The sequence below is a fragment of the Streptomyces sp. MMG1533 genome (assembly GCF_001279775.1).
Classification (GTDB): domain Bacteria; phylum Actinomycetota; class Actinomycetes; order Streptomycetales; family Streptomycetaceae; genus Streptomyces.
The window spans coordinates 41700-66170 of sequence record NZ_LGDG01000245.1 but is presented as its reverse complement, the minus strand read 5'-3'; the positions used below and the strand labels follow the sequence as shown (position 1 = coordinate 66170).

The 24471-nt window shown below is 71.6% G+C and carries 17 protein-coding genes and 2 pseudogenes; 12 read left to right on the top strand and 7 right to left on the bottom strand.

Features of this window, described 5'->3' with window-relative positions; all coding sequences use genetic code 11:
• The first annotated feature begins 397 nt into the window (after positions 1-397).
• The gene (locus tag ADK57_RS33750) at positions 398-643 is read left to right on the top strand and encodes a hypothetical protein (RefSeq protein WP_053753454.1); all 246 of its coding nucleotides are present in this window, start codon (positions 398-400) and stop codon (positions 641-643) included.
• Positions 644-1278: 635 nt separating this feature from the next.
• Here the strand turns inward: ADK57_RS33750 and gcl are convergent.
• The gene (gene gcl / locus ADK57_RS33745; protein WP_053753453.1) at positions 1279-3063 is read right to left on the bottom strand and encodes a glyoxylate carboligase; all 1785 of its coding nucleotides are present in this window, start codon (positions 3061-3063) and stop codon (positions 1279-1281) included.
• A 186-nt stretch (positions 3064-3249) separates the two neighbouring features.
• Between gcl and ADK57_RS33740 the strand changes: the two genes are divergently transcribed.
• Together ADK57_RS33740 and ADK57_RS48135 are read left to right on the top strand one after the other, a co-directional pair.
• A complete protein-coding gene (locus ADK57_RS33740) occupies positions 3250-3939 on the top strand; it encodes a hypothetical protein (RefSeq protein WP_053753452.1) in 690 nt (229 codons plus the stop codon).
• 51 nt (positions 3940-3990) lie between these two features.
• A pseudogene (locus tag ADK57_RS48135) lies at positions 3991-4485 on the top strand (GNAT family N-acetyltransferase); the annotation flags it as partial.
• Between the two features lie 189 nt (positions 4486-4674).
• Here ADK57_RS48135 and ADK57_RS33735 read toward each other — a convergent pair.
• From ADK57_RS33735 to ADK57_RS33725, 3 genes are read right to left on the bottom strand one after another with little or no spacing between them, the layout of a single operon-like run.
• Complete coding sequence (locus tag ADK57_RS33735; RefSeq protein WP_053753451.1) at positions 4675-5817, bottom strand: NADAR family protein; 1143 nt, start codon at positions 5815-5817, stop codon at positions 4675-4677.
• A 21-nt stretch (positions 5818-5838) separates the two neighbouring features.
• Positions 5839-7458 carry an AMP-binding protein gene (locus ADK57_RS33730; RefSeq protein WP_053753450.1) on the bottom strand — a complete coding sequence of 540 codons (1620 nt, stop codon included), beginning with the start codon at positions 7456-7458 and terminating at the stop codon, positions 5839-5841.
• Entirely contained in the window at positions 7455-9125 is a 1671-nt protein-coding gene (locus ADK57_RS33725) for an AMP-binding protein (RefSeq protein WP_053753449.1), read from the bottom strand. The genes ADK57_RS33730 and ADK57_RS33725 overlap by 4 nt, the downstream gene beginning before the upstream one ends.
• 115 nt (positions 9126-9240) lie before the next feature.
• Between ADK57_RS33725 and ADK57_RS33720 the strand changes: the two genes are divergently transcribed.
• The 4 genes from ADK57_RS33720 to ADK57_RS33705 all read left to right on the top strand — a co-directional run bounded on the left by ADK57_RS33720 (position 9241) and on the right by ADK57_RS33705 (position 14857).
• A complete protein-coding gene (locus ADK57_RS33720) occupies positions 9241-10074 on the top strand; it encodes a response regulator transcription factor (protein WP_053753448.1) in 834 nt (277 codons plus the stop codon).
• A 140-nt stretch (positions 10075-10214) separates the two neighbouring features.
• On the top strand, positions 10215-13025 hold the full coding sequence (locus tag ADK57_RS33715; protein WP_053753447.1) for an ATP-binding protein: 2811 nt from the start codon (positions 10215-10217) through the stop codon (positions 13023-13025).
• Between the two features lie 245 nt (positions 13026-13270).
• Positions 13271-14059 (top strand): S1 family peptidase, encoded by a 789-nt coding sequence (locus ADK57_RS33710; RefSeq protein ID WP_053753446.1) that lies wholly within the window; start codon positions 13271-13273, stop codon positions 14057-14059.
• A gap of 150 nt (positions 14060-14209) precedes the next feature.
• Complete coding sequence (locus ADK57_RS33705) at positions 14210-14857, top strand: LysE family translocator (protein WP_053753445.1); 648 nt, start codon at positions 14210-14212, stop codon at positions 14855-14857.
• Positions 14858-14885: 28 nt separating this feature from the next.
• On the opposite strand, the gene ADK57_RS33700 is transcribed toward ADK57_RS33705, so the two are convergent.
• Positions 14886-15995: a winged helix DNA-binding domain-containing protein gene (locus ADK57_RS33700; protein WP_053753444.1), complete on the bottom strand. Its 1110-nt coding sequence runs from the start codon at positions 15993-15995 to the stop codon at positions 14886-14888.
• Positions 15996-16112: 117 nt separating this feature from the next.
• Between ADK57_RS33700 and ADK57_RS33695 the strand changes: the two genes are divergently transcribed.
• Positions 16113-17324 (top strand): magnesium and cobalt transport protein CorA, encoded by a 1212-nt coding sequence (locus ADK57_RS33695; protein ID WP_053753443.1) that lies wholly within the window; start codon positions 16113-16115, stop codon positions 17322-17324.
• A 163-nt stretch (positions 17325-17487) separates the two neighbouring features.
• Here ADK57_RS33695 and ADK57_RS51600 read toward each other — a convergent pair.
• Both ADK57_RS51600 and ADK57_RS33685 read right to left on the bottom strand, forming a co-directional pair.
• Positions 17488-17736, bottom strand: a pseudogene (locus ADK57_RS51600) (aldehyde dehydrogenase family protein); the annotation flags it as partial.
• 26 nt (positions 17737-17762) lie between these two features.
• The gene (locus ADK57_RS33685) at positions 17763-18398 is read right to left on the bottom strand and encodes a TetR/AcrR family transcriptional regulator (RefSeq protein ID WP_053753441.1); all 636 of its coding nucleotides are present in this window, start codon (positions 18396-18398) and stop codon (positions 17763-17765) included.
• Between the two features lie 135 nt (positions 18399-18533).
• On the opposite strand from ADK57_RS33685, the gene ADK57_RS33680 reads away from it, so the two are divergent.
• The 4 genes from ADK57_RS33680 to ADK57_RS33665 are packed head-to-tail and all read left to right on the top strand — an operon-like array spanning position 18534 to position 24373.
• Complete coding sequence (locus tag ADK57_RS33680; protein ID WP_053753440.1) at positions 18534-19652, top strand: VOC family protein; 1119 nt, start codon at positions 18534-18536, stop codon at positions 19650-19652.
• Between the two features lie 30 nt (positions 19653-19682).
• Positions 19683-20621, top strand: coding sequence for a fumarylacetoacetate hydrolase family protein (locus tag ADK57_RS33675; RefSeq protein WP_053753439.1), 939 nt, complete (start codon positions 19683-19685; stop codon positions 20619-20621).
• A gap of 33 nt (positions 20622-20654) precedes the next feature.
• Positions 20655-22307, top strand: coding sequence for a bifunctional 3-(3-hydroxy-phenyl)propionate/3-hydroxycinnamic acid hydroxylase (locus ADK57_RS33670; protein ID WP_078973487.1), 1653 nt, complete (start codon positions 20655-20657; stop codon positions 22305-22307).
• Positions 22304-24373 (top strand): acetoacetate--CoA ligase, encoded by a 2070-nt coding sequence (locus tag ADK57_RS33665; protein WP_078973486.1) that lies wholly within the window; start codon positions 22304-22306, stop codon positions 24371-24373. The genes ADK57_RS33670 and ADK57_RS33665 overlap by 4 nt, the downstream gene beginning before the upstream one ends.
• Positions 24374-24471: the final 98 nt, after the last annotated feature.

Genomic DNA, 24471 nt, shown 5'->3' with positions numbered 1-24471 from the left:
CACTTCAACACGACGTTCGAAAACCTCACCCACTTCCACGCCGCCGACCCGGAGTACGGAAGGCGCGTGGAGGAGGCGGTCCGCGCCCTGCGCGAGGACTGAACTCCCTGACCGCGCCCGACCAACGGCGACCCGGATGAGGGGTGGCCGACCGGTACGGGGCGCGGGCAGGGCAGGGACCGCGGCGGCGTGCGAGCCAGTGCGGTGGTGAAGGACCCCGGATCCCCTTCTCGACCTGAGGGAAGGGCGTCCAGGCTCCGTCGCAACCGCCGCGGTCCCAGGATCTCCGGCAGGCGCCGGATGCGGACGATCCCGTATCCGGCGCTTCTCGGCGTTCCCGGGCTGTGCGGGGGTACGCCGGGGTGCGGATCCGGCCCGCCCGCAGGAGCCTGAAGGCATGGCACCTCCAGCACACCCCACGCAGCATCCGCACATCGTGGTCCACGCCCCCGCCCTGGACGGCTCCCGGCGCGTCACCTGGGACGAAGAGAACCTCGGAGTCGCCTCCCACCTGGACGACGTGGTCGAACTCCTGCGCCTCGCGGACCTCGACCAGGTCGAGGTCGAGGAGAGCGACATCATCGAGTGGCAGGGCGGCGGCCCCGACGACTGGCCGGGGCTGTCCGAGCACCACGAGCAGTGAGCCCGCGCAGCCCGCGCACACGCACGTACGCCACCGGTCGTAGGCGGGCTACGGAACCCTCAAATCAAGCTCTGAACCAGGCCCGGGAGGCTTCACCCGCCCCCGGGTCGGGGCACATTCTCATCACGCGGGGCCCGCCGGCACGGGGGCGGCGGGCCCCGTGCAAGGGGAGTGTCATGGACAGCGGTACGACGGTCCGGCTGGAGCCGCACGAAGTCGCATCGCTGCGGGGGCGGTCCCCGCGCCACCGTCACGGTCTCCGTGCCCGCGCTGCGTCTGCGGGGCGCCGCCGGCGCCGGCCGACCGGGACGGTACGGGTCTCGGGGGAGCCCATGGGTGCGGGGCATGCCCTCGTGCGTCCTCGTCCCTCGCTTCGCCTTGCGGGCGGGCCTGATCCCCCGGGCGGAGTGGCGGACACGGGACTTCGACAGCGCGCCCCGCGCAACGTCGGCGAAGGTGACGGCCACGGCTGCGGGGACGGCGACGGCTCGGAGTGAGCCGGCGGACCGAGCGTCCGCGGGCACACGGACAGAGCCATCGGCCCCGAGGACGCGGGCGCCCCGGCCCGGACCGCGCACGCGAAAGGGCGGCCCACTCCCGGCTGGGCCGCCCTTTCGCGTGACCGACGATGTGCGTCAGACCTTCAGTGTCCTGATCGAGGTCGGGGCGTGCCCCGGTTCGGTCGCGATCTCCTCGAACTCGACGACATTGCCGATGTCGTTGGTGGTGGACATCGAGATGTTGGTGACGCGCTCCAGGATCGCCTCGACGACCACCGGCACCTGGAACTCGGCGGCGAGCTTCTTCGCCTGTTCGAAGGCCGCGCCCAGTTCGGCCGGGTCGGTCACCCGGATCGCCTTGCAGCCGAGCCCCTCGGCGACCTTGACGTGGTCGACGCCGTAGACGCCCAGCTCCGGGGAGTTGATGTTCTCGAACTCCAGCTTGACCTGGAAGTCGATGTCGAACGCCCGCTGTGCCTGGCGGATCAGGCCCAGGTAGGAGTTGTTGACGAGGACGTGGACGTACGGGATCTTGTGCTGCGCGCCGACCGCCAGCTCCTCGATCATGAACTGGAAGTCGTAGTCGCCGGAGAGGGCGACGACCTGCGCCTCGGGGTCGGCCTTGGCGACGCCCAGCGCGGCCGGGACGGTCCAGCCGAGCGGGCCGGCCTGGCCGCAGTTGATCCAGTGGCGCGGCCGGTAGACGTGCAGCATCTGGGCGCCGGCGATCTGCGAGAGGCCGATCGTGGAGACGTACCGGGTCTCCGGTCCGAAGGCCTTGTTCATCTCCTCGTAGACGCGCTGCGGCTTGATCGGGATGTCGTCGAAGTGCGTACGGCGCTGGAGCGTGGCCTTCTTCTGCTGCGCGGCGCCGGCCCACGCGGAGCGGTCGGGCAGCTTCCCGGCCGCCTTCACCTCCCGTGCCACCGCCACGAACAGCTCCAGCGCGGCCTTCGCGTCGGAGGCGATGCCGTAGTCCGGGGCGAAGATCCTGCCGATCTGGGTGGGCTCCACGTCGACGTGGACGAACGTCCGGCCGGCCGTGTAGACGTCGAGTTTTCCGGTGTGGCGGTTGGCCCAGCGGTTGCCGATGCCGAGGACGAAGTCGGACTCCAGGAAGGTCGCGTTGCCGTAGCGGTGCGAGGTCTGGAGGCCGACCATGCCGGCGTTCAGCTCGTGGTCGTCGGGGAGCACCCCCCAGCCCATGAGGGTGGGGACGACCGGGACGCCGGTCAACTCGGCGAATTCCACCAGCAGTTCGGCGGCGTCGGCGTTGATGACACCGCCGCCGGCCACGATCAGCGGGCGCTCGGACGCGTTGAGCATCCCGATCGCCTTCTCGATCTGGGCGCGGGTGGCGGCCGGCTTGTAGACCGGGAGCGGCTCGTACGTGTCCGGGTCGAACTCGATCTCCGTCAGCTGGACGTCGATCGGCAGATCGATCAGGACCGGGCCGGGGCGGCCTGAGCGCATGAGATGGAAGGCCTGCTGGAAGACGCCGGGAACCTGCGCGGCCTCCAGGACGGTGACCGCCATCTTCGTCACCGGTGTGGCGATGGAGGCGATGTCGACGGCCTGGAAGTCCTCCTTGTGGATCACGGCCGTCGGGGCCTGGCCCGTGATGCACAGGATCGGGATGGAGTCACCGATGGCCGAGTACAGACCGGTGATCATGTCCGTGCCGGCCGGCCCCGAGGTGCCGATGCAGACGCCGATGTTGCCCGGGTGGGTACGGGTGTAGCCCTCGGCCATGTGCGAGGCGCCCTCGACATGGCGGGCGAGGGTGTGGTGGATGCCGCCGGAGGCCTTGAGCGCCGCGTAGAACGGGTTGATCGCCGCGCCCGGGACGCCGAACGCGGCGGTGACGCCCTCACGCCTGAGAATCTCAACTGCCGCGCGGGCAGCGGTCATTCGAGCCATCGAGTACTCCTGCTTCGGCTGTCGGATCCGCACTCCCGTCGCGCCCCGCGGTGAGTACTTCCCGTGTCTTCTCTCCCCGCAGACATTTTCCGTATTGCGGAAAGTAATTTCTACTATCTGGAAGCAATGTAAGTGGGCGGACGAAGGCCGTCAAGAGACGGACAAGCGGGGGTCGACGGGAGGACGATGGGGGCCATGTCCGAGAGCGTGCCGGTGCGCTGCCCGGCCTGCAGACGCGAGCACTTCTACGAGGCGCCGTCGTACCCGTGCGTGTGCGGGGTGCCCGCCGCCCCGGCACTCGACCAGCACAAGGCGGCCACCGCGGTCGCCCACCGTGCCTGGGACGAGGACTGGGTCACCGTGCGCTGCGAGGCCTGCGGCCGCCGGAACCAGTGGCCGTACCCGGAGCTGGGCTGCGGGTGCGGGACCGTGCTGCGCATCCCGGTGGCCGGGCCGTCCGCCGAATCAACCCCCCCGGTCTCCGCTCCGGCCCGGCGTCGCGTCTTCCAGCCCGTCACGATCCGTACCGCCCGTGACGCGGTCACCGCCGCCGCCCTCTATCTGCGCTGGCTCGGCTACCGGGACATCCGCCGCGCCGACCAGCGGCCCCCGTCCGGCATCGGCCTGGCCGCGCGCGGCCTGCTGGCCCGGGTCGACCCGACCGTCCGCCCGGCGACCCTGCGCGACGTGGAGTGCCTGTGGCTGACGGCCATGGCGGAGTCCACGTCCTGCGTCTACTTCTCCCTCGCCGGGTTCTCCCCCGACGCCCGTGGCCGCGCCGACGCGCTGCGCATCCCGCTGTTCGTCCTCGACCTCACGGGGGCGCCGCAGGCGGTGAACAGCCACGCGGACGACCTGGATGCCGCGGGGGCATGACGTGCGTGATATCCGCTGGCGCCGAACCCCTCGGCACCCGACACTCGCCGTATGCGCATCCGCCCCGCCACCGCCGCCGAGCTCCCGCTCCTGCAGGACGTCGAACGCGCGGCCGGCGCCCCCTTCCGCGACCTCGGCATGGCGGCTGTCGCCGAGGACGAACCGCCCGGCCCGGACGTCCTGGAGCGCTACCGCCGGGCCGGCCGCGCCTGGGTCGCCGCCGACGAACGCGACAGCCCGGTCGCGTATCTCATCTGCGAACCGGTGGACGGCGCCCTCCACGTCGAGCAGGTCTCCGTCCACCCCGACGCCGCGCGCCGGGGCGTGGGCCGCACCCTCCTCGCGTACGCCGCCGACCGTGCCCGCGAGGAGGGCCTGACCGGTCTCACGCTCACCACCTTCGCAAAGGTGCCGTGGAACGCGCCGTACTACACACGCCTCGGCTTCCGCGCACTGGACGAGGCCGAACTCACCCCGGGCCTACGCAAGATCCGCGCCCATGAGAAGGAGCTGGGCCTCGACCGGTGGCCCCGGGTGTGCATGCGCCTCTGCGAGGACCAGGGCGTGTTGCGAAAGTCCCGTCGTTCGCCCGGAGGGCGGGCCCTGCGGCGTCTGGTGCGTGCTCTCGTCGTACTGGACGTACTTGGGCTTTCGGCCGGTGCGGCGAGTGGGGGTGCCCCCTCTGGGGGAGCGTGCCGGGCGTCGCGGGGCAGGCGGGACTTTCGCAGCACGCCCTTAGTTCCGGGCGGTCGTCGTCGGCCCGATCCCCGCGCGCTCGGCGTGCAGTTCGGAACGGACGAGTTCGAGGAGACGACCGGTCCAGTTCCGGCCGCGGCCGGCGTTGTCGCCCCAGAAGCGGGAGTCGCCGTCGTCGTAGACGATCGTCGCGTCGTCCGTGGCCAGGAGGACCCGGGCCAGGGCCGGATGCTGGGCGTACTTGGCCCGCATCAGGCGAGTCATGACCGCCGTGCGGGCCTGCTCCCAGCCGTCGCACCGGCGGGCGCCGACGGCAAGGTTCCGGGCGGCGAACGCGGTGTCCGCCGCGGCGATCGCGGCCCGGACGCCGGGGTCGGCGGTCGAGAGGGCCCAGTAGGCGTGGGCGACGGAGGGATAGGTGACACCGTCGACGTCGACGGGTGCCGGGTAGTTGTTGCGCAGGGCCCTCGTGTCCGGATCGTCGGACGGCTTCAGCGGATAGCTGTCGTAGAGCTGGATCGCGGGGGCGACGGACGTCACCGGTCCGTCCGCCGGAACCCGTGAGGAACTCTTGGCGATCCACTGCGCCCGGTCCTCGAAGTAGTCGACCGCCTCGTCGTACTCCTCCTGCGTGACCGGGGCTTCGTCGCCGTCGGGCCGGGAGTCCATGTGCCCGCCCGGTCCGGCGACCAGCACCTGGAGCGGCCAGTCCTTGCGGTCCATGTCGCCGAGCGCGTAGTGCCGTTGGGTCCTCGGGATGGCGAGGTAGGCGGCGCGGGCCACGGCCCGCTTCTCCTCCGTCCGGTCGGCGAGAAACGCGTCGACGGCGTCCAGGCACCGATCCGTGGAGTCCGGCCGCCCGTTGAGCTGGTCCACGGTGTCCCGCACCTCGGCGAGCAGCAGCTCGGGGGTGTGCCAGGTGCGCGGCTCGCTGAACTTCCAGGCGGCCAGCTCATGTCCGGACGCCCTGGCACCCTCGGGAAGCTCGGTGGCGACCCACCCGCGCCGCAGCTTCTCCTCGAACTCCTCCAACGTGACCAGACCCCAGCAGTCGACCAGACCGTCCGCGTAGATGAACAGGTCCGTCAGGAAGTAGTCGCCGTTGCGAATGAAGGCGTGCCGCCAGGTTCCGGGTACTCGTACACCGTCCGCCATGCGGTGGGTGATGCGTCTGCCGATCATCGCGACATTCTGACGGACGGCTCAGCCACGCGCCGCATGATTTTCCCGCAGCTCGATCTTGCGCACCTTCCCGGACACCGTCATCGGGAAGGAGTCCATGACCCGAAGCCGACTGGGGATCTTGTAGTGCGCCAACCGCCCCTCGCAGAAGGCCCGCAGCTCCTCCAGCGTCGGCGGGTCCGCCGCGTCCCGCGCGATGACACAGGCGAGGACCTCCTCGCCGTACCGCTCGTCGGGTACGCCGACGACCTGGACGTCCGCGATCTTCGGGTGGGCGTAGAGGAACTCCTCGATCTCGCGGGGGTAGATGTTCTCGCCGCCCCGGATGATCATGTCCTTGATGCGGCCGACGATCTCGACGTATCCGTCCTCGCGCATGACGGCGAGGTCGCCGGTGTGCATCCAGCGGCCGGGGTCGACGGCCTCGGCGGTCTTCTCCGGCTCGTTCCAGTAGCCGAGCATCACGCTGTAGCCGCGGGTGCACAACTCCCCCGCCGTGCCGCGCGGCTGGGTGACTCCGGTGGCCGGGTCGACGACCTTGGTCTCGATGTGCGGCAGGACGCGGCCGACCGTGGCCGTGCGGTGTTCCAGGTCGTCGTCCCGGCGGGTCTGGAGGGACACCGGGGAGGTCTCGGTCATGCCGTAGCAGATGGAGACCTCCGCCATGTGCATCTCGGCGACGACCCGCTTCATGACCTCCACCGGGCACGGCGAGCCCGCCATGATGCCGGTGCGCAGGGAGGAGAGGTCGTAGGTCGCGAAGTCGGGGAGGTTGAGCTCCGCGATGAACATCGTCGGGACGCCGTAGAGGGACGTGCAGCGCTCGTCCTGGACCGCGCGCAGGGTCGCCGCCGGGTCGAAGGAAGGGGCCGGGATGACCATGCAGGCGCCGTGCGAGGTGGCCGCCAGATTGCCCATCACCATCCCGAAACAGTGGTAAAAGGGCACGGGGATGCAGACACGGTCCTGTTCGGTGTAGGCGATCAACTCCCCTACGAAGTAACCGTTGTTGAGGATGTTGTGGTGGGACAGGGTGGCCCCCTTGGGGAAGCCCGTCGTGCCCGAGGTGTACTGGATGTTGATCGGGTCGTCGCAGGACAGGACCTCGTACGGGCCGGGGGTCCCGCGCCCGGCCAGTGCCTCCCAGCTCGAGTCCCCGATGTACACGGTCTCGCGCAACTGAGGGCACCGGCCCCGCACTTGTTCGACCATCGCCCGGTAGTCGCTGGTCTTGTGGCCGAGGGAGGCGAAGAGCAGGGAGACCCCTGCCTGCTTGAGGACGTACTCGACCTCGTGCGTGCGGTACGCCGGGTTGATGTTCACCATGATCGCGCCGATGCGCGCGGTGGCGTACTGGACGAGCACCCACTCGGGGCAGTTGACCGCCCAGATGCCCACCCGGTCGCCCTTGGCGACCCCGGACGCGAGCAGCGCGTACGCCAACTCCTCGACGTCCGCGGCGAACCGGGCGTACGTCCAGCGCCGCCCGGACGGCACGTCGACGAGCGCCTCGCGGTCCGGCCAGGCCGCCACCGCCCGGTCCAGGTTCGCCCCGATCGTGTCGCCCAGCAGCGGCGTCCCGCTCGTCCCGTGCGTGTACGACAGTCCGCTCGTCCCGTCCGTGTACGACGTTCCGCTCACCGGAAGTCCTCCTCGCGGTACTCGGCATCGGAGCCCGCGGCCGTGGCCTCGCGCAGCTCGATGCGGCGGATCTTGCCGGAGACGGTCTTGGGCAGGGGCGCGAACTCCAGGCGACGGATGCGCTTGTAGGGCGCGAGCGCCTGCCGGGCGTGCTCGAAGAGGACCTTCGCGGTGTCGGGGCCGGGCTCCCAGCCCTGCGCCAGCACCACATAGGCCTTGGGGACGGCGAGCCGCAGTTCGTCCGGCGCGGGTACGACGGCCGCCTCCGCGACCGCCTCGTGCTCCAGCAGCGCGCTCTCCAGCTCGAAGGGGCTGATCTTGTAGTCGGAGGCCTTGAAGACGTCGTCGGCCCGCCCGACGTAGGTGATGTAGCCGTCGGCGTCGCGCGCGCCGATGTCCCCGGTCCGGTAGTAGCCGCCGGCCATCGCCTCCGCCGTGCGGTCGGGGTCGCCGTGGTAGCCGGTCATCAGGCCGACCGGGTGGGTCGACAGGTCGAGCGCGATCTCGCCCTCGGCCGCGCCCGGCGCACCGGACACCGGATCGAGGAGTTCGACGCGGTAGCCCGGGCCGGGGCGGCCCATGGAACCGGTCTTCAGGGGCTGGCCGGGGCTGTTGGAGACCTGGACGGCGGTCTCGGTCTGGCCGAAGCCGTCCCGGATGGTGACGCCCCAGGACCGGCGGACCTGTTCGATCACCTCGGGGTTGAGGGGTTCACCGGCCGCCACGACCTCACGCGGCGGGGTGCGCAGCTGGGTGAGGTCGGCCTGGATGAGCATGCGCCACACGGTGGGCGGGGCGCAGAACGTCGTCACGCCCGCACGGTCCATCTCGGCCATCAGGCGGGCCGGGTCGAAGCGCGTGTAGTTGTGGATGAAGACGGTCGCCTCGGCGTTCCACGGCGCGAACAGGTTGGACCAGGCGTGCTTGGCCCAGCCCGGCGAGGAGATGTTCAGGTGTACGTCGCCGGGCTTGAGACCGATCCAGTACATGGTCGCCAGATGCCCGATCGGGTAGGAGGCGTGGGTGTGCTCGACGAGCTTGGGGCGGGCCGTCGTACCGGAGGTGAAGTACAGCATCAGCGGGTCGTCGGCGAGGGTGGGCCCGTCGGGCAGGAAGTCGGCGGAGGCGACGTACGCGTCCTCGTACGGCTGCCAGCCCTCCGGCAGGCCGCCGACGGCGGTGCGCGTGTAGTCGCCGGGCACGTCGTCGAACTTGGCGGTGTCCTCGGCCCGGACGAGGACGTGTCGCACGCGCCCCCGCTCGACCCGGTCGCGCAGGTCGGCGGGCCCGAGCAGCGGGGTCGCCGGGATGACGACGGCACGCAGCTTCATGGCGGCGAGCGCCGTCTCCCACAGCTCGGCCTGGTTGCCCAGCATGACGAGGATCCGGTCCTCGGCACCCACCCCGCGCTCGCGCAGCAGGTTGGCGACGCGGTTGGACCGCTCGGCCAGCTCGGCGAACGAGAGCCGGATCTCGGAGCCGTCCTCCTCGACGATGTGCAGGGCGGTGCGGTCGTTGCCGTCCGCGATCACGTCGAACCAGTCGAGGGCCCAGTTGAAGTGCCGGGGGCGGGGCCATGCGAAACCCGCGTATGCCGTGGCGTAGTCCTCGCGGTGTTCCAGCAGGAAGTCCCGCGCACTGCGGAAGAGCTCCGTCGCCGTCGTCATCTGTCCTCCTCGATACCGGCACCATTGCCGGGCCGCTCTCTGCCATCGTGTAATCCGTGATGCAGGTCTCACTACCCCCGAACGGGGGTGTGTGCCGCAGCGAAGGGACAAGTTCGTGGCAGATGGGTCGGCGTCGGTGGAGATCCGGCGCGCACTGATACGGCTGCGGCGCACGACCGGGCTCCCGGTCGCCTTCGGCGGCCTGGTGGAGTCGGGCAGACGGCAGATGCGCATCAGTGAACTGAACGGCACCGCCACGCCCGCCCTGAGCGCCCTCGCGGTGACCTCCGGCAACGGCCTCGGCGGCAAGGCGGTCGCCCTCGCCCGCCCGTGCGCCGTCACGGACTACTCCTCGTCGCGGCAGATCAGCCACGAGTACGACACGGCGGTCGCCGCGGAGGGCCTGCGCTCGGTGGTGGCCGTGCCGGTCGTCGTACGGCGCCGGGTGCGCGGTGTCCTGTACGGCGCCCTGCGCGACGCCCGGCCGTTGGGTGACATCACGCTGACGGCGGCGGTCGCGGCCGCGCGGGACGTGGAACAGGCACTGGTGCTGCGGGAGGAGGCGCGGGACCTGATGGCGGCGGTGCGGGCGGAGCCGGGCCGGGCCCCGGCGGACGGCTCGGCGTGGGAGCAGGTGCGGGAGGCGCACGCGGCGTTGCGGGCGCTCGCGCCGAGGATCGCCGACGAGGCGCTGCGGGCCGAACTGCTGGCCGCGTGCGGGCTGCTGACCTCGGGTGTCCCACGGTCGGACGGGGTGAGTCTCGCGCCGCGCGAGGTGGATGTGCTGGCGTGCGTGGCCGCGGGCGCAACGAACGCGGTGGCCGCCGAGCGGCTCGGGGTGACCGCCGAGACGGTCAAGGGGTACCTCCGTTCGGCCATGCGGAAGCTCGGGTCCCGGACCCGTGGAGAGGCGGTCGTGGCGGCGCGTCGGGCGGGGCTGCTGCCCTGATTCCGTCGGCGCCCGATTCATACGCCGACCCTATGAATTTCTCTATGCCGGCCGCTGTTATGTCCCTCACCATGTCGCCCGTCCGAATTTCAAAGTCCGATGCCTAATATTGGCCAGGACACGACACACGGAGGGGAGCGGTGACCGTGCGACGGGACTTCGAGGAGCCTGCCAGATGCCGCCCCGACCTGGTGATCGGCAGGGAGGAGCTGCTCGCGGGAGCGCGTGAGCAGTTGGCCGGCGGCGGCAGCGTGCTGCTCCACGGCCCGGCCGGAATAGGAAAGTCGACCGTGCTGCGGGCATTGGCCGCGGATAACGCCGGGGCGCCCCGGACCGTGTTGCGCTGCTCGGCGACGGAGTCGGAATCCCATCTCCCGTTCCTGGCACTCGCCGACCTGCTCGGTCTGGTCGTGGACGAGGTCTCCGACCGGCTGCCCGCGGCCCAGCGCACCGCCCTGGAGTCGGCGCTCACCGGACGCGGCGAGTCCACCCTCCAGCGCGACGGGCTGGCGCTGCGCCTGGCCGTCCTGTCGGTGCTGCGCGCGCTGGCCGCCGAGCGCCCGGTCCTGGTCGTCGCGGACGACCTGCAGTGGCTGGACCCGGCGAGCGCGGAGCTCCTCGGCTTCGCCGCCCGCCGCCTCGGCGACACCCCCGTCCAACTGCTGTGCGCGGCGCGGACCGAGGGACAGGAGTACGACCGCCATCTACGCGCGTTGCCGCCCGACAGTCTCGCCGTCCGCCTCAACCCGCTCTCGCGCACCCAGGTCTCCGCGCTCCTGGACCACCGCGGCTACACCGGTCTGCCCCGCTCCACGGTCCGGGACATCCACCGCACCAGCGCCGGCAACCCGCTCTTCGCCCTGGAACTGGGCCGCGCGCTGGCCGAGGACCCCACCCCGCCCCGGCCCGGCGAGCCGCTGCACGTGCCCACCTCGCTGCGGGCCCTGGTGCTGAACCGCCTGGACATGCTCTCGGACGAGGCCCGCCGCACCCTGCTCGTGGCCAGCGCCGGCGCGCGCCCCACACTGGCCCTGCTGCACGCGGCCGGCCGGGACAACGCCGAGTCCGAGACCGCCCAGGCGGCCGCCCTCGGACTGCTCGCGACGGAGCCCGAGGGTCCCGCCGTACGGTTCGCGCATCCGCTGATCTCGGCCGCGCTGTACGCGGAGGCGCCCGCACAGGAGCGGCGGACCGCGCACGCCGCGCTGTCCACGGCGGCCTCCGACCCCATCGAGCGGGCCCGGCACCTGGCGCTCGCGACCTCCGGCACCGATCCGGAGGTGGCGGCCACGCTGGCCGAGGCGGCGGCCCAGGCCCGGGACCGCGGGGCGCCCTCGATGGCCGCCTCCCTCGGACTGCTCGCGGCCCGGCACACCCCGGCCGACAGCGTGCCGGGCCCGGACGAGCGGCGGTTGCAGGCCGCCGAGGACGCGATCACCGCCGGCGAGGTGGACCTCGCGCGGGACATCGCCCGCGAGGCGCTGACCCGGGCCACCGTGCCCGCGGACCGGGTCCGGGCCTGGATGGTGGTGATCGAGTCGGCCGGGCAGGCACTCGGCGACGTCGACGCCGCCTTCCCGCAGGCGCTGGCCGACGCGGGCGACGACCCGCGGCTGCTCGCCCTGGTCCACTACCAGCTGGCCTGGCGGGGCCTCGTCGTACAGGGCGACTTCGCGCAGGGCCGGGAGGAGGCCGCGCACGCGGCACAGCTGGCCGCCCGGGCCGGCGACCGGCGCACCGAACTCCTCGCGCTCGCCTTCCAGGCCCAGACCGAGACCCTGATGGGCCACCCGGACGCCCCCGCGACCATCAAACGGGCGTTGAAGGAACCCCAGGACCCGCAGGTGGCCTGCCACCACAACGGCCCGGGCCTGGCCCGGTTCCGCTGGCTGCTGATGAGCGACCAGCTGACCGAGGCCCGCACCACCGTCACCGCGCTGCTGCGCGAGGTGCGGCGGCGCGGCATGGTCGAGAGCGAGGTGCACTTCCTGCGCCTGCTCGCCGAGACCGAACTGCGCTCCGGGCACTGCGGCCGGGCCCTCGACCTGGCCCGCGAGAGCCTGCGGATGGCCCGGGACACCGGCATCGGCAGGGTGGCCTCCGCCCTGCTCACCTCGTTCGCGGAGGCCTCGGGCGGCGACGTGGACCGCGCCCTGGCGCTGGCTCGGGAAGCGCTGGAGCACGCCGAGGAGGACGGCGACCAGATGTACGTCTCCCGCGCACTGGCAGCCCTCGGCCACGCCCAGCTGGTGGCCGGGGACGCCCCGGGCACCGTCCGTTCGCTGCGCCGGGTACGGGAGCTGGAGCAGGGGCTCGGCATCACCGACCCGGCGCGCGGTCGCTGGCACGGCGACCTCGCCGAGGCCCTCGTGCGCACCGGCGAGCTGGCCGAGGCGCAGGACGTCATCGACGTGACGCGCGAACAGGCGCTGCGGCTGGGCCGCGAGAGTGTGCTCGCCGTGGTCGACCGGGCGCAGGCGCTGGTGCGGGCCAGGCGCGGCGAACACGAGGCCGCCCTGGGCCAGTTGACGTCGGTGCAGGACCGGCTCGGCAAGCTGGGCTACGGCCTGGAGGAGGCCCGCGCCGCCTTCGCGCTGGCCTCGCTGCGCACCCGCCGACCGGGACCGACGTCGTACGACGAGGCGGCGCGGCTGTTCCGGCGCTGCCGCGCGCTGCCCTGGCTGCGCCAGGCGGAGGCGGCCGCCATGACCACGCCGCCCGAGCCGGTCGCCGCCCCCGCCCCGACGCTGGACGCGCTGGACGGGCTCGCCTCGATGGAACGTCAGGTCGCCGCGCTCGTCATGGAGGGCGCGACCAACCGGGAGATAGCCGCCCGGCTGTTCATCAGCGTCAAGACGGTCGAGGCGACCCTGACCCGGGTCTACCGCAAGCTGGGGATCCGATCGCGGGTCGACATCGTCAGACTCGCGGCGGGCCGTCGTACGAAGTGAGAACCGCGCGGATTCGAGTGAGCGCCGCGCAGGTCCGACGGACGAGTGGGTTTACCGAGGGCCGACCGAGGGTTTTCCCTGCCCAACTCCCCTAGGGGGTTCCCTCATTGGGAAGGGGTCCTTCCGGGTTCTAGCGTAAGGGGCGTGCCGCTCGCCCGGGCACACGGGGGTCGGTCCCGCGACCCCCGTGCACCACCCCCCACACCCGCGCGACCCCCCACCGGCAACACCCAATGAGGAGACTCATGTTCGGGCTCAACCGCGCCAAGAAGACCGCTGCCGCCCTCGCGGCCACCGCCGCCGCCGCGACCGCTCTGCTCGGCGCCCCCGCCGCCGTCGCCGCCCCCCAGCCCATCGTCGGCGGTACGACGACCACGACGACCGCGTACCCGTTCATGATGCAGATCACGGACGCCTCGCAGAACCAGTTCTGCGGCGGCACCCTGGTCTCGGCCACCAAGGTCGTCACCGCGGCCCACTGTATGGTCGGCGAGACCACCAGCAGCGTCAGAGTCGTCGGCGGCCGCACCTACCTCAACGGCACCAACGGCACGGTCGCGCGGGTCAGCAAGATCTGGATCAACCCGGACTACACGGACGCCACCAACGGCGACGACGTGGCCGTCCTGACCCTGTCGACGTCGATGCCGTACACGACGGCGAAGTACGTCGCCTCCACGGACACCTCCGTGTACGCGGCCGGCACCACGGCCCGCATCGTCGGCTGGGGCACCACCTCCGCGGGCGGCAGCTCCTCCAACCAGCTGCGCACCGCGACCGTGCCGACCGTGTCCAACTCCAGCTGCAGCAGCTCCTACGGCTCCGACTACATCGCGAGCGACATGGTTTGCGCCGGATACACCTCCGGCGGCGTCGACACCTGCCAGGGCGACAGCGGCGGTCCCCTGCTCATCGGGGGCGTCCTGGCAGGGATCACTTCCTGGGGCGAGGGCTGTGCGGAGGCCGGTTACCCGGGTGTCTACACCCGGCTGACCACCTTCTCCAGCCTGGTGACCACACAGGTCAACTCGTAACCCGGAAAGACTCCTGAGCACCCCTCAGGTGAAATACCAGGGGGCGTTGCGGGCCTCCACGAGCGGCCCGCAGCGCCCCCTCTCCATGTCCGTCCCTGGCCCGGTGTACGGCCTTCCTGTTTGAATGGCCGCCGGAAGCGGGTGAGGGACATGGTGTCCACAGAGCGTCTGCCGGCCTTCGCGGCGATGTCGGTCCTGGTGGTGATGATCCCGGGGCCCAGTGTGCTGTTCGTGATCGGACGGGCGCTGGCACACGGTCGCCGGACCGCCGTGGCGACCGCGATCGGCAACGTCTTCGGCTCGTACCTGCTGGTCGTGGCGGTCGCCGTCGGGATCGGCTCGCTGGTCGAGCGGTCGGTGGCGGTGTACCTGACGGTGAAACTGGCGGGCGCGGCCTACCTCGTGTTCCTCGGGGTGCAGGCGTTCCGGCACCGGCGCGAGCTGAAGGCGGCGGCGATCGGCACCAGGTCGGCAGGACCGGCCCGCAGCGACCTGCGGACCGTCCTCGACGGCGCCCTGGTCGGCGTCACCAATCCGAAGGGCGTGGTCTTCTTCGCCGCCGTCCTCCCGCAGTTCGTGGACCACTCGGCCGGCCATGTGGTCCTGCAGATGCTGCTGCTCGGCCTGGTACCGATCACGATCGGCCTGGTCACGGACACCCTGTGGGGCCTGACGGCCTCGGCCGCCCGCACCTGGTTCGCCGGCTCGGACCGACGGCTGTCGCTGATCGGCGGGGCGGGCGGATTCACGATGATCGGGCTGGGGGTCACGGTGGCGGTGACGGGGCGGGCGGACTAGGACCAGGCCGGTCCTTCGCCGCTGCCCCTCACTGCCGTACGACGGTCCCGAACCGGATGTCGTACGACGACTCGGGGTGCATCAGCGTCAGCATCCGCTCCCCCTCCGTGCGCACCTCGTCCCGCTGGGCCTTGGTGAGCCTGCCGAACGGCTCGACGACGAGGGCGTCGGCCGCCAGCTTCCACAGCCCCGCCAGGAAGCCGTCGACGAGGAGCGTGCAGTGGGCCTGGTTGCCCTGCCAGGTTCGGCCCCAGTACTCGGGCGGCACGACCCGGGTGCGGTCGGCGTGGGAGAGCAGGAGGTTGTCGAACTCGGGCAGGAAGCGCGGCGGGGCGGGGGTGTCCGCGTCGGGGCGGGGCGCGTCCGGGAGGTCGAAGAGTTCGACGCCGTTCTCGTCGCGGAAGGTGACGAGGCTCGGGCGGAGCCGTTCGAAGGCGTCGCGCAGTCTGGTCAGGCCGGCCCAGGTCTGCATGTCCTTGACGGAGGCGGGGCCGAAGGCCGCGAGATAGCGCAGCACGGTGGCGTCGGGGGCGGGAGCGGGCTCGGCGGGCCGGCCCAGCCAGTGCTCGGCGGTGGTGAGGGCGACCTGGCCGCTTCTGCCCCACAGTCCGCGCGGGGTGACCTGGACCAGCGGGAGTTTGCAGCGGGCGGCGATCGCGAGGGCCTGGGGGTCGGCGTCCGGCCACTCGACGAGAAGGGCCTCGCGCAACTGCTTCATGGTCCGTGGCTCGGTCTCCACGAGCTCGCGGGCGAGGGCGGCCAGGCGGTCGAGGTCGACGCCCTGAAGTCCCTTGCGGAAGGCGGTGAGTTCGCGGTCCCTGGCGGGCTGTACCAGCGGCCGCAGGGTGAGGCAGTCGTCGGCGGTGTGGGTGTGGATGGTCGAGCGCATGCTGACGATTCGGACGACCTCGCGCTCGGCCATCAGCCCGGACAGCTCCCCGGGGGTGAATCCGTCGAGGCGGGCGGCGAGCGCGTAGTACGGCGGCTTGACGTTCTGCGCCTGGAGGCCGAGGAGGTGCGCGACGGCCGCCTCGGCGGACAACGACGCGGGGCGCAGGAGCAGCTGCCGGTCCAGGGTGGCGCGGTTGAGGGCGCGGTTGCCGAGCACGGGGGCCGTCGCGGTCGTCGTCTTCGTCATGCTTCGTACGCTAGCGGGGCTTGCGGACACCTTCTGTCCGCGAGGCCGATGCCCTATGCCCCGTATATCCTGCTCCGTGATCACGCAGACGTTGGCTCGACCCGAGAGGCAGCCGCGATGCCCGAGCGACGCGACCGTCCGGCCTCCAAGAACTCCAAGAACTCCAAGAACTCCAGGAATCCCAAGAACCCCGGAGACCCCGGAGACCCCAGGAAGTCCGCCTGGCGACGCGCCCCGACCCCGCCGCCCGCCCCGTCGGACAAACGGCCGGCGTCCCCCGCCGGTTCACCCGACCCGGAACCGGAACCGGCGAGCATCGTCCAGGCGGCCCTGTACCGGGACGGCGTGCGCGTCTCCTCCCCCGCCACCCTCGCCGACACCTTCCGCGAACTGCGCGAACAGCCGTCCGGCATGGCGTGGATCGGTCTCGCCCGCCCCACCGAGAGTGAACTCCTCACCCTGGCCGCGGAGTTCGACCTGCATCCCCTCGCGGTCGAGGACGCGATGGAGGCCCATCAACGCCCGAAGCTGGAGCGCTACGGCGACACACTCTTCGTCGTCCTGCGCGCCGCCCGCTACCTCGACGCCCCCGAGGAGGTCGACTTCGGCGAACTGCACGTCTTCCTGGGCCGGGACTTCGTGATCACGGTCCGGCACGGCGCCGCCCCCGACCTGTCGGCCGTCCGCCACCGCATGGAGGAGTCCCCGGAGCTGCTGGGGCTGGGCCCCGAGGCCGTCCTCTACGCCATCCTCGACGCGGTCGTCGACGGTTATCTGCCCGTGGTCGCCGGTGTCCAGATCGACATCGACGAGATCGAGACCGAGGTCTTCCGCGGCGACCCCGAGGTCTCCCGCCGTATCTACGAACTCTCCCGTGAAATGGTCGAGTTCCAGCGCGCCACCCGCCCCCTCGTCGGCATGCTGCACAGCCTCATGGCCGGCTTCACCAAGTACGGCACCGACGAGGAACTCCAGCGCTATCTCCGCGACGTCGCCGACCACGTCACCCACACCAGCGAACGCGTGGACGGCTTCCGCCAGGCCCTCGCCGACATCCTCACCGTCAACGCCACCCTCGTGACCCAGCAGCAGAACGCGGAGATGCGGGCGTTGGCGGAAGCGGGGTTCGAGCAGAACGAGGAGATCAAGAAGATCTCGTCGTGGGCCGCCATTCTCTTCGCTCCCACACTCGTAGGAACCATTTACGGCATGAACTTCGAGCACATGCCCGAGCTTGGCTGGAACCTCGGATACCCCTTCGCGATCGGCTTGATGGGGGTTGTCTGCGTCAGCTTGTACGTGATTTTCAAGCGGCGGGACTGGCTCTAGCCTCGATCCTTCGTGACGGCTCGTCGGTTCATCTGGCGGGCCGTTCGGCATCGAGCATGTCGTCGGCCCGGCGTACGACCTCGTCCTCGTCCTCGTCCTCGTCCTCGTCCTCGTCCTCGTCCTCGTCATCGTCATCGTCATCGTCATCGTCATCGTCATCGTCATCGTCATCGTCATCGAAGGCGAGGATCGCCGCCACCGGCCCGAAGGCCTCCGTCGCCATCAGCCGGCCGCCCTGGTCCGCCCCGGCCGGCACCGTCGGCGGGCAGAAGCGGCCCGGGCCGTCCGGCGTGGCATCGCCGACCGGCACCCGGGCACCCCGTTCCACGGCGTCGGCCACCGACTCCTCCACCTTGGCCCGGCCCGCTTCGCCGATCAGCGGATCCACGTCCACGCCGTCCCGTCTTCCCGGGCTTCGGCGCGGTGGGCCGCCCCTCTTCAGTCAAGGTCGGGCAGCGCGCGACGGGCGACTTCGCGGGCGTCGTCCGCAGGGACGCCCAGCATGCGCAACAGCATCTCGGCGAGGTTGGACGCGGCCTCGTCCCCGTCGAGTTCCGGCCGGGCGAAGCGCAGCTCCACCAGTGCCAGCAGGGAGCCACCCAGGGCGCTCAGCGCGACGGTCGGTTCGGCGACGGTGAAACGGCCGGAGGCGACGCCGACCTCCAGGTCGCGCAGAGCACGCGGGGCCAGACCCGAGTCGGCGTGGATGTGACCGAGTCCGCGGTGGCGCAGCACCTGCATCAGCTCGGGCCGGGAGTCGGCCAGGCGCGCGCTGAGCCGGAAGCCCGCCGCGACGAGTTCTGCGGGGTCGTCGATGCCCTCCAGGTGCTCGTCGAAGGCCTGACCGAGCTCTTCGAGCGCGTCCCTCACCGCCGCGTCGAACAGCTCCGCCTTGGAGTCGAAGTGGTTGTAGAAGGAGCCGAAGCCGACATCCGCGCGCTCGGCGATCGCCTGGATGCTGGCGCTGGTGTCCCCGGTCTCGGCGAGGATCTGCCGGGCGGCGCGGACGAGCGCCTGACGGGTCTCGGCGCGACGCCGTTCGAATCGGTTGCGGGGCGGGGCTGACGTCGGCATACGCGCGAGTCTAACAACGGGAACCCAGTGCCACAGTTCTGATGAGTTCATCATCTCACTGGGCTCCAGATATTGACGATCGAAAACTCAAAGCTGATGATTTCCTCATCGTGGCAACGTTGCTTGGAGGACGTCATGTCCAAGACGGCTCATCAGGGCCTGCACAGCGAGCGGGGCGCCCTGCGGGGCGAGCACCCCGGGCGCGCTCGCAATCCGGTGATCAAGGTCGCCGACCTGGCGTGGCTGGAGTTCGAGAAGCCCGACCTGGACCGGGCCGAGGTCTTCGCACGTGACTTCGGGTTCGGCATCGCCGCCCGGACCGAGCGGGAGCTGTGGCTGCGGGGCTCCTTCGCCGGCTCGCCGTGCATGGTGATCCGGCGGGGGCGCACCTCACGGTTCATCGGCCCGGCGTTCCGTGCCGCCGTGCGGGCCGACCTGGACCGGCTCGCACGGGCGACGGGGACGGACGTACGGGACGCGGACGTCCCGGGCGGCGGCAGGGTCGTGAACCTGCTCGACCCGTCCGGCTTCCCCGTGCGCGTGGTGCACTGCGGCGAGAAACTGCCGGCGCTGCCCGAGCAGCAGCCGCTGCTGCTCAACTTCGGCACGGACCGCCGTCGTACGAATGTCACGCAGCGCCCGCCGCGGGAACCGTCCCGGATCCAGCGGCTGGGCCATGTCGTCCTGGAGACACGGGTGTTCGCCCGCGCCCTGGACTGGTACCTGGACACCCTCGGCATGATCGTGTCCGACTTCCTGTTCCTGGACGGCCGGCGCGAGCGCGGTCCGACCATGGCGTTCATCCGCTGCGACCAGGGCAGCCTGGCGGTCGACCACCACACCCTGGCCATGCACCTGGGCCCCGGCAACGGCTACGTGCACTCCGCCTACCAGGTGACCGACCTCGACTCGCTCGCCGCCGGCGGCGAGTACCTGAACGAGCGTGGCTACCAGCGCAGCTGGGGCATCGGCCGGCACATCCAGGGCAGCCAGCTCTTCGACTACTGGCGCGACCCCGACCGCTTCATGCTGGAGCACTTCGCCGACGGCGACCTCTTCTCCTGCGACCTCGAACCCGGCTGGGCGCCCATGTCGACCAGCGGCCTCGCCCAGTGGGGTCCCCCGGCCACCCGCGACTTCCTCGGCGCCGGCCCCTCCCCGCAACGGATCCGCGATGTCGTCCAAGCCCTGCGCGGCGACAACGAGATGGACCCATCGCGCCTGCTCGGCCTGCTGAAGGCCGCGCACTCCTGACGCCCCCAACCCTCTGATGAAGGCACTGACATGAGCACCAACATCCTGCGTACAGCCGACGGCTGGTGGGTGGTGCGCGAGGCGCGCGCCGTCCGCATCGACACCAAGGCCGTCACCACCGCCGAGCTCCTGGCCGACGGCGACGCCGTCCGGGAAGCCGCCACGAGCGGCGAGAGCGGCACCCCTGTCGCCGACCTGGTGGCACTCTCCCCGGTCACCACTCCCTGTCGTGTGGTGGCCCAGATGGTCAACTACCGCAGCCACGCCCGCGATTCGGGCTTCACCGGCGACATCCCACCCGCCTTCTTCCGCAAGGCGTCCGGCTCGGTCAGCGGCCCGCACGCCGCCGTCGTCCGGCCTTCCCATGTGCGGTTCCTGGACTACGAGATCGAGCTCGGCCTGGTCATGGGCGCGCCCCTGCCGGTCGGCACCGTCGTCGAGGAGCGGGACCTGCCGTCGTACGTCGCCGGGCTCGTGATCACCAACGACGTCAGCGCCCGGGACGTGCAGCTGACGAAGACGCAGTTCTACGAGAGCAAGTCGTACCCCACCTTCACGCCCACCGGGCCCTACCTGGCTCTGCTGGAGCCGGAGGACTTCGCTCATCTCCTCGACCTGCGGCTGAAGTTGTCGGTCAACGGCGACCTGCGTCAGGACCGCACCCTCGCCGACATGATCGTCCGCCCGGCGCAGGCGCTCACGCTGCTCGCCCGCTTCCAGACCCTCGACCCCGGCGACCTGCTGCTGACCGGCACCCCCGGCGGCACCGCTCTCAAGGCCCCGCCCAAGGCAGTCGAGAAGATCGGCTCGCTGCTGCCGCCCGCCGCGAAGTGGAAGGCGTTCTTCAAGAGCCAGGCCCGCAACCCGCACTACCTGCACGAGGGCGACCTCGTGACCGCCACCATCGCCACACCGGACGGGCGCATCCACCTCGGCGAGCAGCGCACCCCCGTGACCGACGCGACATGACCGACGGGAACCGAGACCGGAAGTGAGCCGCACATGACCGTCGACCAGACCGTCGACCAGACCGCCGCGCCACGGGAGACCGTGCCCGGGCCGGGACACGTACCCGTGGTGATAGTCGGAGCCGGGCCCGTGGGCGTGACCGCCGCCCTCCTGCTCGCCCGGCGTGGTGTGAGGACCGTCGTCCTCGAACGCCACCACGACGCCTACCCCCTTCCGCGCGCCGTCGCCACCGACGACGAGGTCCGCCGCATCCTCCAGGCGGCGGGAGTCCAGGAGGAGTTCGCCGCGATCGCCCGCCCGGCACGGGGGCTGCGGCTGCTGGACGCCCGGCACCGCGTGATGGCGGAGTTCCCGCGTGCCGCGCAGGGGGCGCACGGCTTCCCGCAGACCAGCATGTTCGACCAACCCGAGCTGGAGCGGGTGCTGCGCGACGCTCTGGCCCGCACCGCGGAGTGCGAGCTGCGCGGCGGCGTCGAAGTCGTCGGCGTCGTCGGCGTCGAGCAGGACGGTGACGGCCCGGTCCGGGTGACCTACCGCGACGACGAGGGCGAACACCTGCTGCGGGCGGAGGCCGTCCTCGGCTGCGACGGCGCGGGCAGCCTCACCCGCGACGCCATCGGCGCCGCATGGGAGGACCTGCGTTTCGAGGAACGCTGGACGGTCATCGACGTGCGCACCAGCCTCCCGGTCCGCTGCTGGGAAGGCGTCGAACAGATCTGTGATCCTCAGCGGCCGGCGACGTTCATGCGCGTCGGCGAGGATCGCTACCGCTGGGAGTTTCGCCTCCGGGACGACTCGGAACTGACTGACGAGCGACTGAGGGAGCTGGTCGCGCCCTGGGTGGATCTCGCGCACGGCGCCGACTTCGAGGTCGTGCGCCAGGCGCAGTACACGTTCCGGGCCCGCGTCGCCGACCGCTGGAGCCGGGGTCGCGTCTTCCTGCTCGGCGACGCGGCCCATCTCACCCCGCCGTTCATCGGGCAGGGGCTGTGCGCGGGGTTGCGCGATGCCTACAACCTGACCTGGAAGCTGGCGCGTGTCCTCCAACAGGGTGCGGACGAGCGCCTGTTGGAGACGTATCAGAGCGAACGCAAGCCCCACGCCCGCCATGTGATCCGGCTCGCGGTCGCCATGGGCTGGGCCATGACCGGCGGTCAGGACGGCGCCGCCGCCATCCGCCGCGGCGCCCTGAGCGCGGCCGTCCGCATCCCCGGCCTGCCCAGGGCGGCCGTCCGCGACCTCAGCCCGGCGCTGACCGCGGGGCCGCTCGTACGACGCCGTCTCCGCCCGGGCGGACGCGGTCTCGTGGGCGGCTTCTGTCCGCAGCCGTGGGTGAGCGCCGACGGGCGGCGCGCCCGCCTCGACGAACTGCTCGGCGACTCCTTCGCCGTACTGACCGTCGTACCGCTCTCGCCCTCCCTGAAGGCGGTCGCCGACGGTCTCGGTGCCCGGATCCTCTCCGTGTCCGGCCTCGGCGACGACGGCCGTCTCGCCGAGTGGCTGCGCCAGGGGCGGGCGGACGCCGTGCTGCTGCGCCCGGACCGCGTCGTGATGGACGTCGTGCCGTCCGGTGGTCCCGACTTCACGGGTACGGCCGGCTGGGCATCCCTGCTGCACACCACACGAAGCCCCGTCCCTTCCCGACGGACCGTTGAGAAAAGCCTGTTGAGGAGCACCTCGCGATGAACACGCCGTACCCGGCCCCGTTCTTCACGCCCGATCCGCAGGCGGCGGCCGCCAGCCGCATCGTGGACTTCGCCCGCTGGGCGTCCCTGCACCGTGGTGTGGAGGCCGGCGCCGACTACGCCGCCCTGCATCACTGGTCGGTCTCCGACCTGGAGGGCTTCTGGGGCGCGGTGTGGGAGTACTTCGACGTCGACGCGGAGACGCGGTACGAGCAGGTGCTGGCCGAGGAGAGGATGCCCGGCGCCCGCTGGTTCCCCGGCGCCACCCTCAACTACACCCACCACGCCCTGCGCAACCTCGCGGACGACGACGTGGCGATCGTCGCCCTCGACGAGACCGGTTCCGGCTACGAGGTGACCGGGAAGCGGCTGCGCGCCCAGGTGGCTTCCGTCGCCGCCACCCTGCGCGACCTGGGGGTGGGCCAGGGCGACCGGGTCGTCGGCTACCTGCCCAACATCCCGCACGCGATCGTCGCCTTCCTCGCCGCCGCGAGTCTGGGCGCCGTGTGGTCGGTGTGCGGGCCGGACTACGCCCCCAAGGCGGCCGCCGACCGGTTCGCCCAGCTCGAACCCACCGTCCTGATCGCCGCCGACGGCTACCTCTTCAACGGCACCACCCACGACCGTCGCGACGCCGCCCTCGAACTGGCCCGCGCGCTGCCGACGTTGAAGGCGACGCTGCTGGTGGACCACGTGGGCCTGCCGGGGCCGTCGAGAACGTACCCATCGCCGGTCGTCCCGTGGGAGGACGCCTCCACCCGCTCGGAAGAACTCGCCTGTGCCGCCGTGCCGTTCGACCATCCGCTGTGGGTCATCTTCTCCTCCGGCACCACCGGCCTGCCCAAGGGCATCGTGCACGGCCACGGCGGCGTACTGCTGGAACATCTGAAGACCCTGTGCCTGCACTCCGACCTCGGCCCCGGCGACCGCCTCCTCTGGTACACCACCACCCACTGGATGATGTGGAACCTGATCGCCTCGACGCTGCTGACCGGCGCCACCACGTGCACCTACGACGGCAGCCCGGCCCCGCTCGCCCACCCCGACATCCTGTGGGAACTGGCCGCCCGCCACCGCGTCACGCTCTTCGGCACCAGTCCCCAGTACCTCCTGGGCATGGCCAAGTTCGGCATCGCCCCCTCGGTGCACGACCTGTCCTCGATCCGCGTCGTCGGCTGCACCGGCTCCGCCCTGCCCGCCTCCGCCTACCCCTGGGTCCGCGACCACGTCGGCGACGGCGTCCTGCTCGCCTCCATCAGCGGCGGCACCGACATCGTCTCCGGCTTCGCCGGCAGCGCGCCCACGACCCCCGTCTGGGCGGGCGAACTGTCGGCTCCCCATCTGGGCGTCGCCCTGGCCGCGTACGACACCGAGGGCTTCCCGGTCGTCGACCAGGTCGGCGAGCTCGTCGTCACCCGCCCGATGCCGTCCATGCCGCTGTACTTCTGGAACGACCCCGACGGCAGCCGTTACCGGGACGCCTACTTCTCGTCCTGTCCCGGGGTGTGGCGGCACGGCGACCGGGTCACCGTGACCGGGCACGGCTCGGTGATCGTCCACGGCCGCTCCGACTCCACCCTCAACCGCAACGGGGTACGCCTCGGCAGCGCCGACATCCATGACGTCGTCGAGCGCCTGCCGGAGATCACCGAGGCGCTGGTCATCGGCGCGGAGGAACCCGACGGCGGCTACTGGATGCCTCTCTTCGTGGTCCCGGCGGCCGGGGTGACCTTGGACGACGGCCTGCGCGAGAAGATCAAGGAGGCGATCCGCACCGGCGCCTCACCCCGCCATGTTCCCGACGAGATCCTCGAAGTGCCGGCCATCCCCCACACCCGCACCGGCAAGAAGCTCGAAGTCCCGGTGAAGCGCCTCCTCCAGGGCGCGCCCGCCGAGCAGGTCGTCAATCCCGCCGCGATGGACGCCCCGGAACTCATCGACTACTACGCCCGTCTGGGAGCCGACCGCCGCGGTCGCGGGAACCCGAAGGCCACCCCGGCAGGGCGTCCGGCCAAGGGGCCGACCGCGGGCGGGCCGGACCCTTGCGGGGAGCCGGAAGGGAGCTGATGCCTCGTCCGCCGTGGCCGGTGGCCGGAGGGTGCGAGACCGCACGGGAGGCCGTTGTCAGTGGTCCGCGCTAGTCTGCGCGCATCGGACCATTCAGC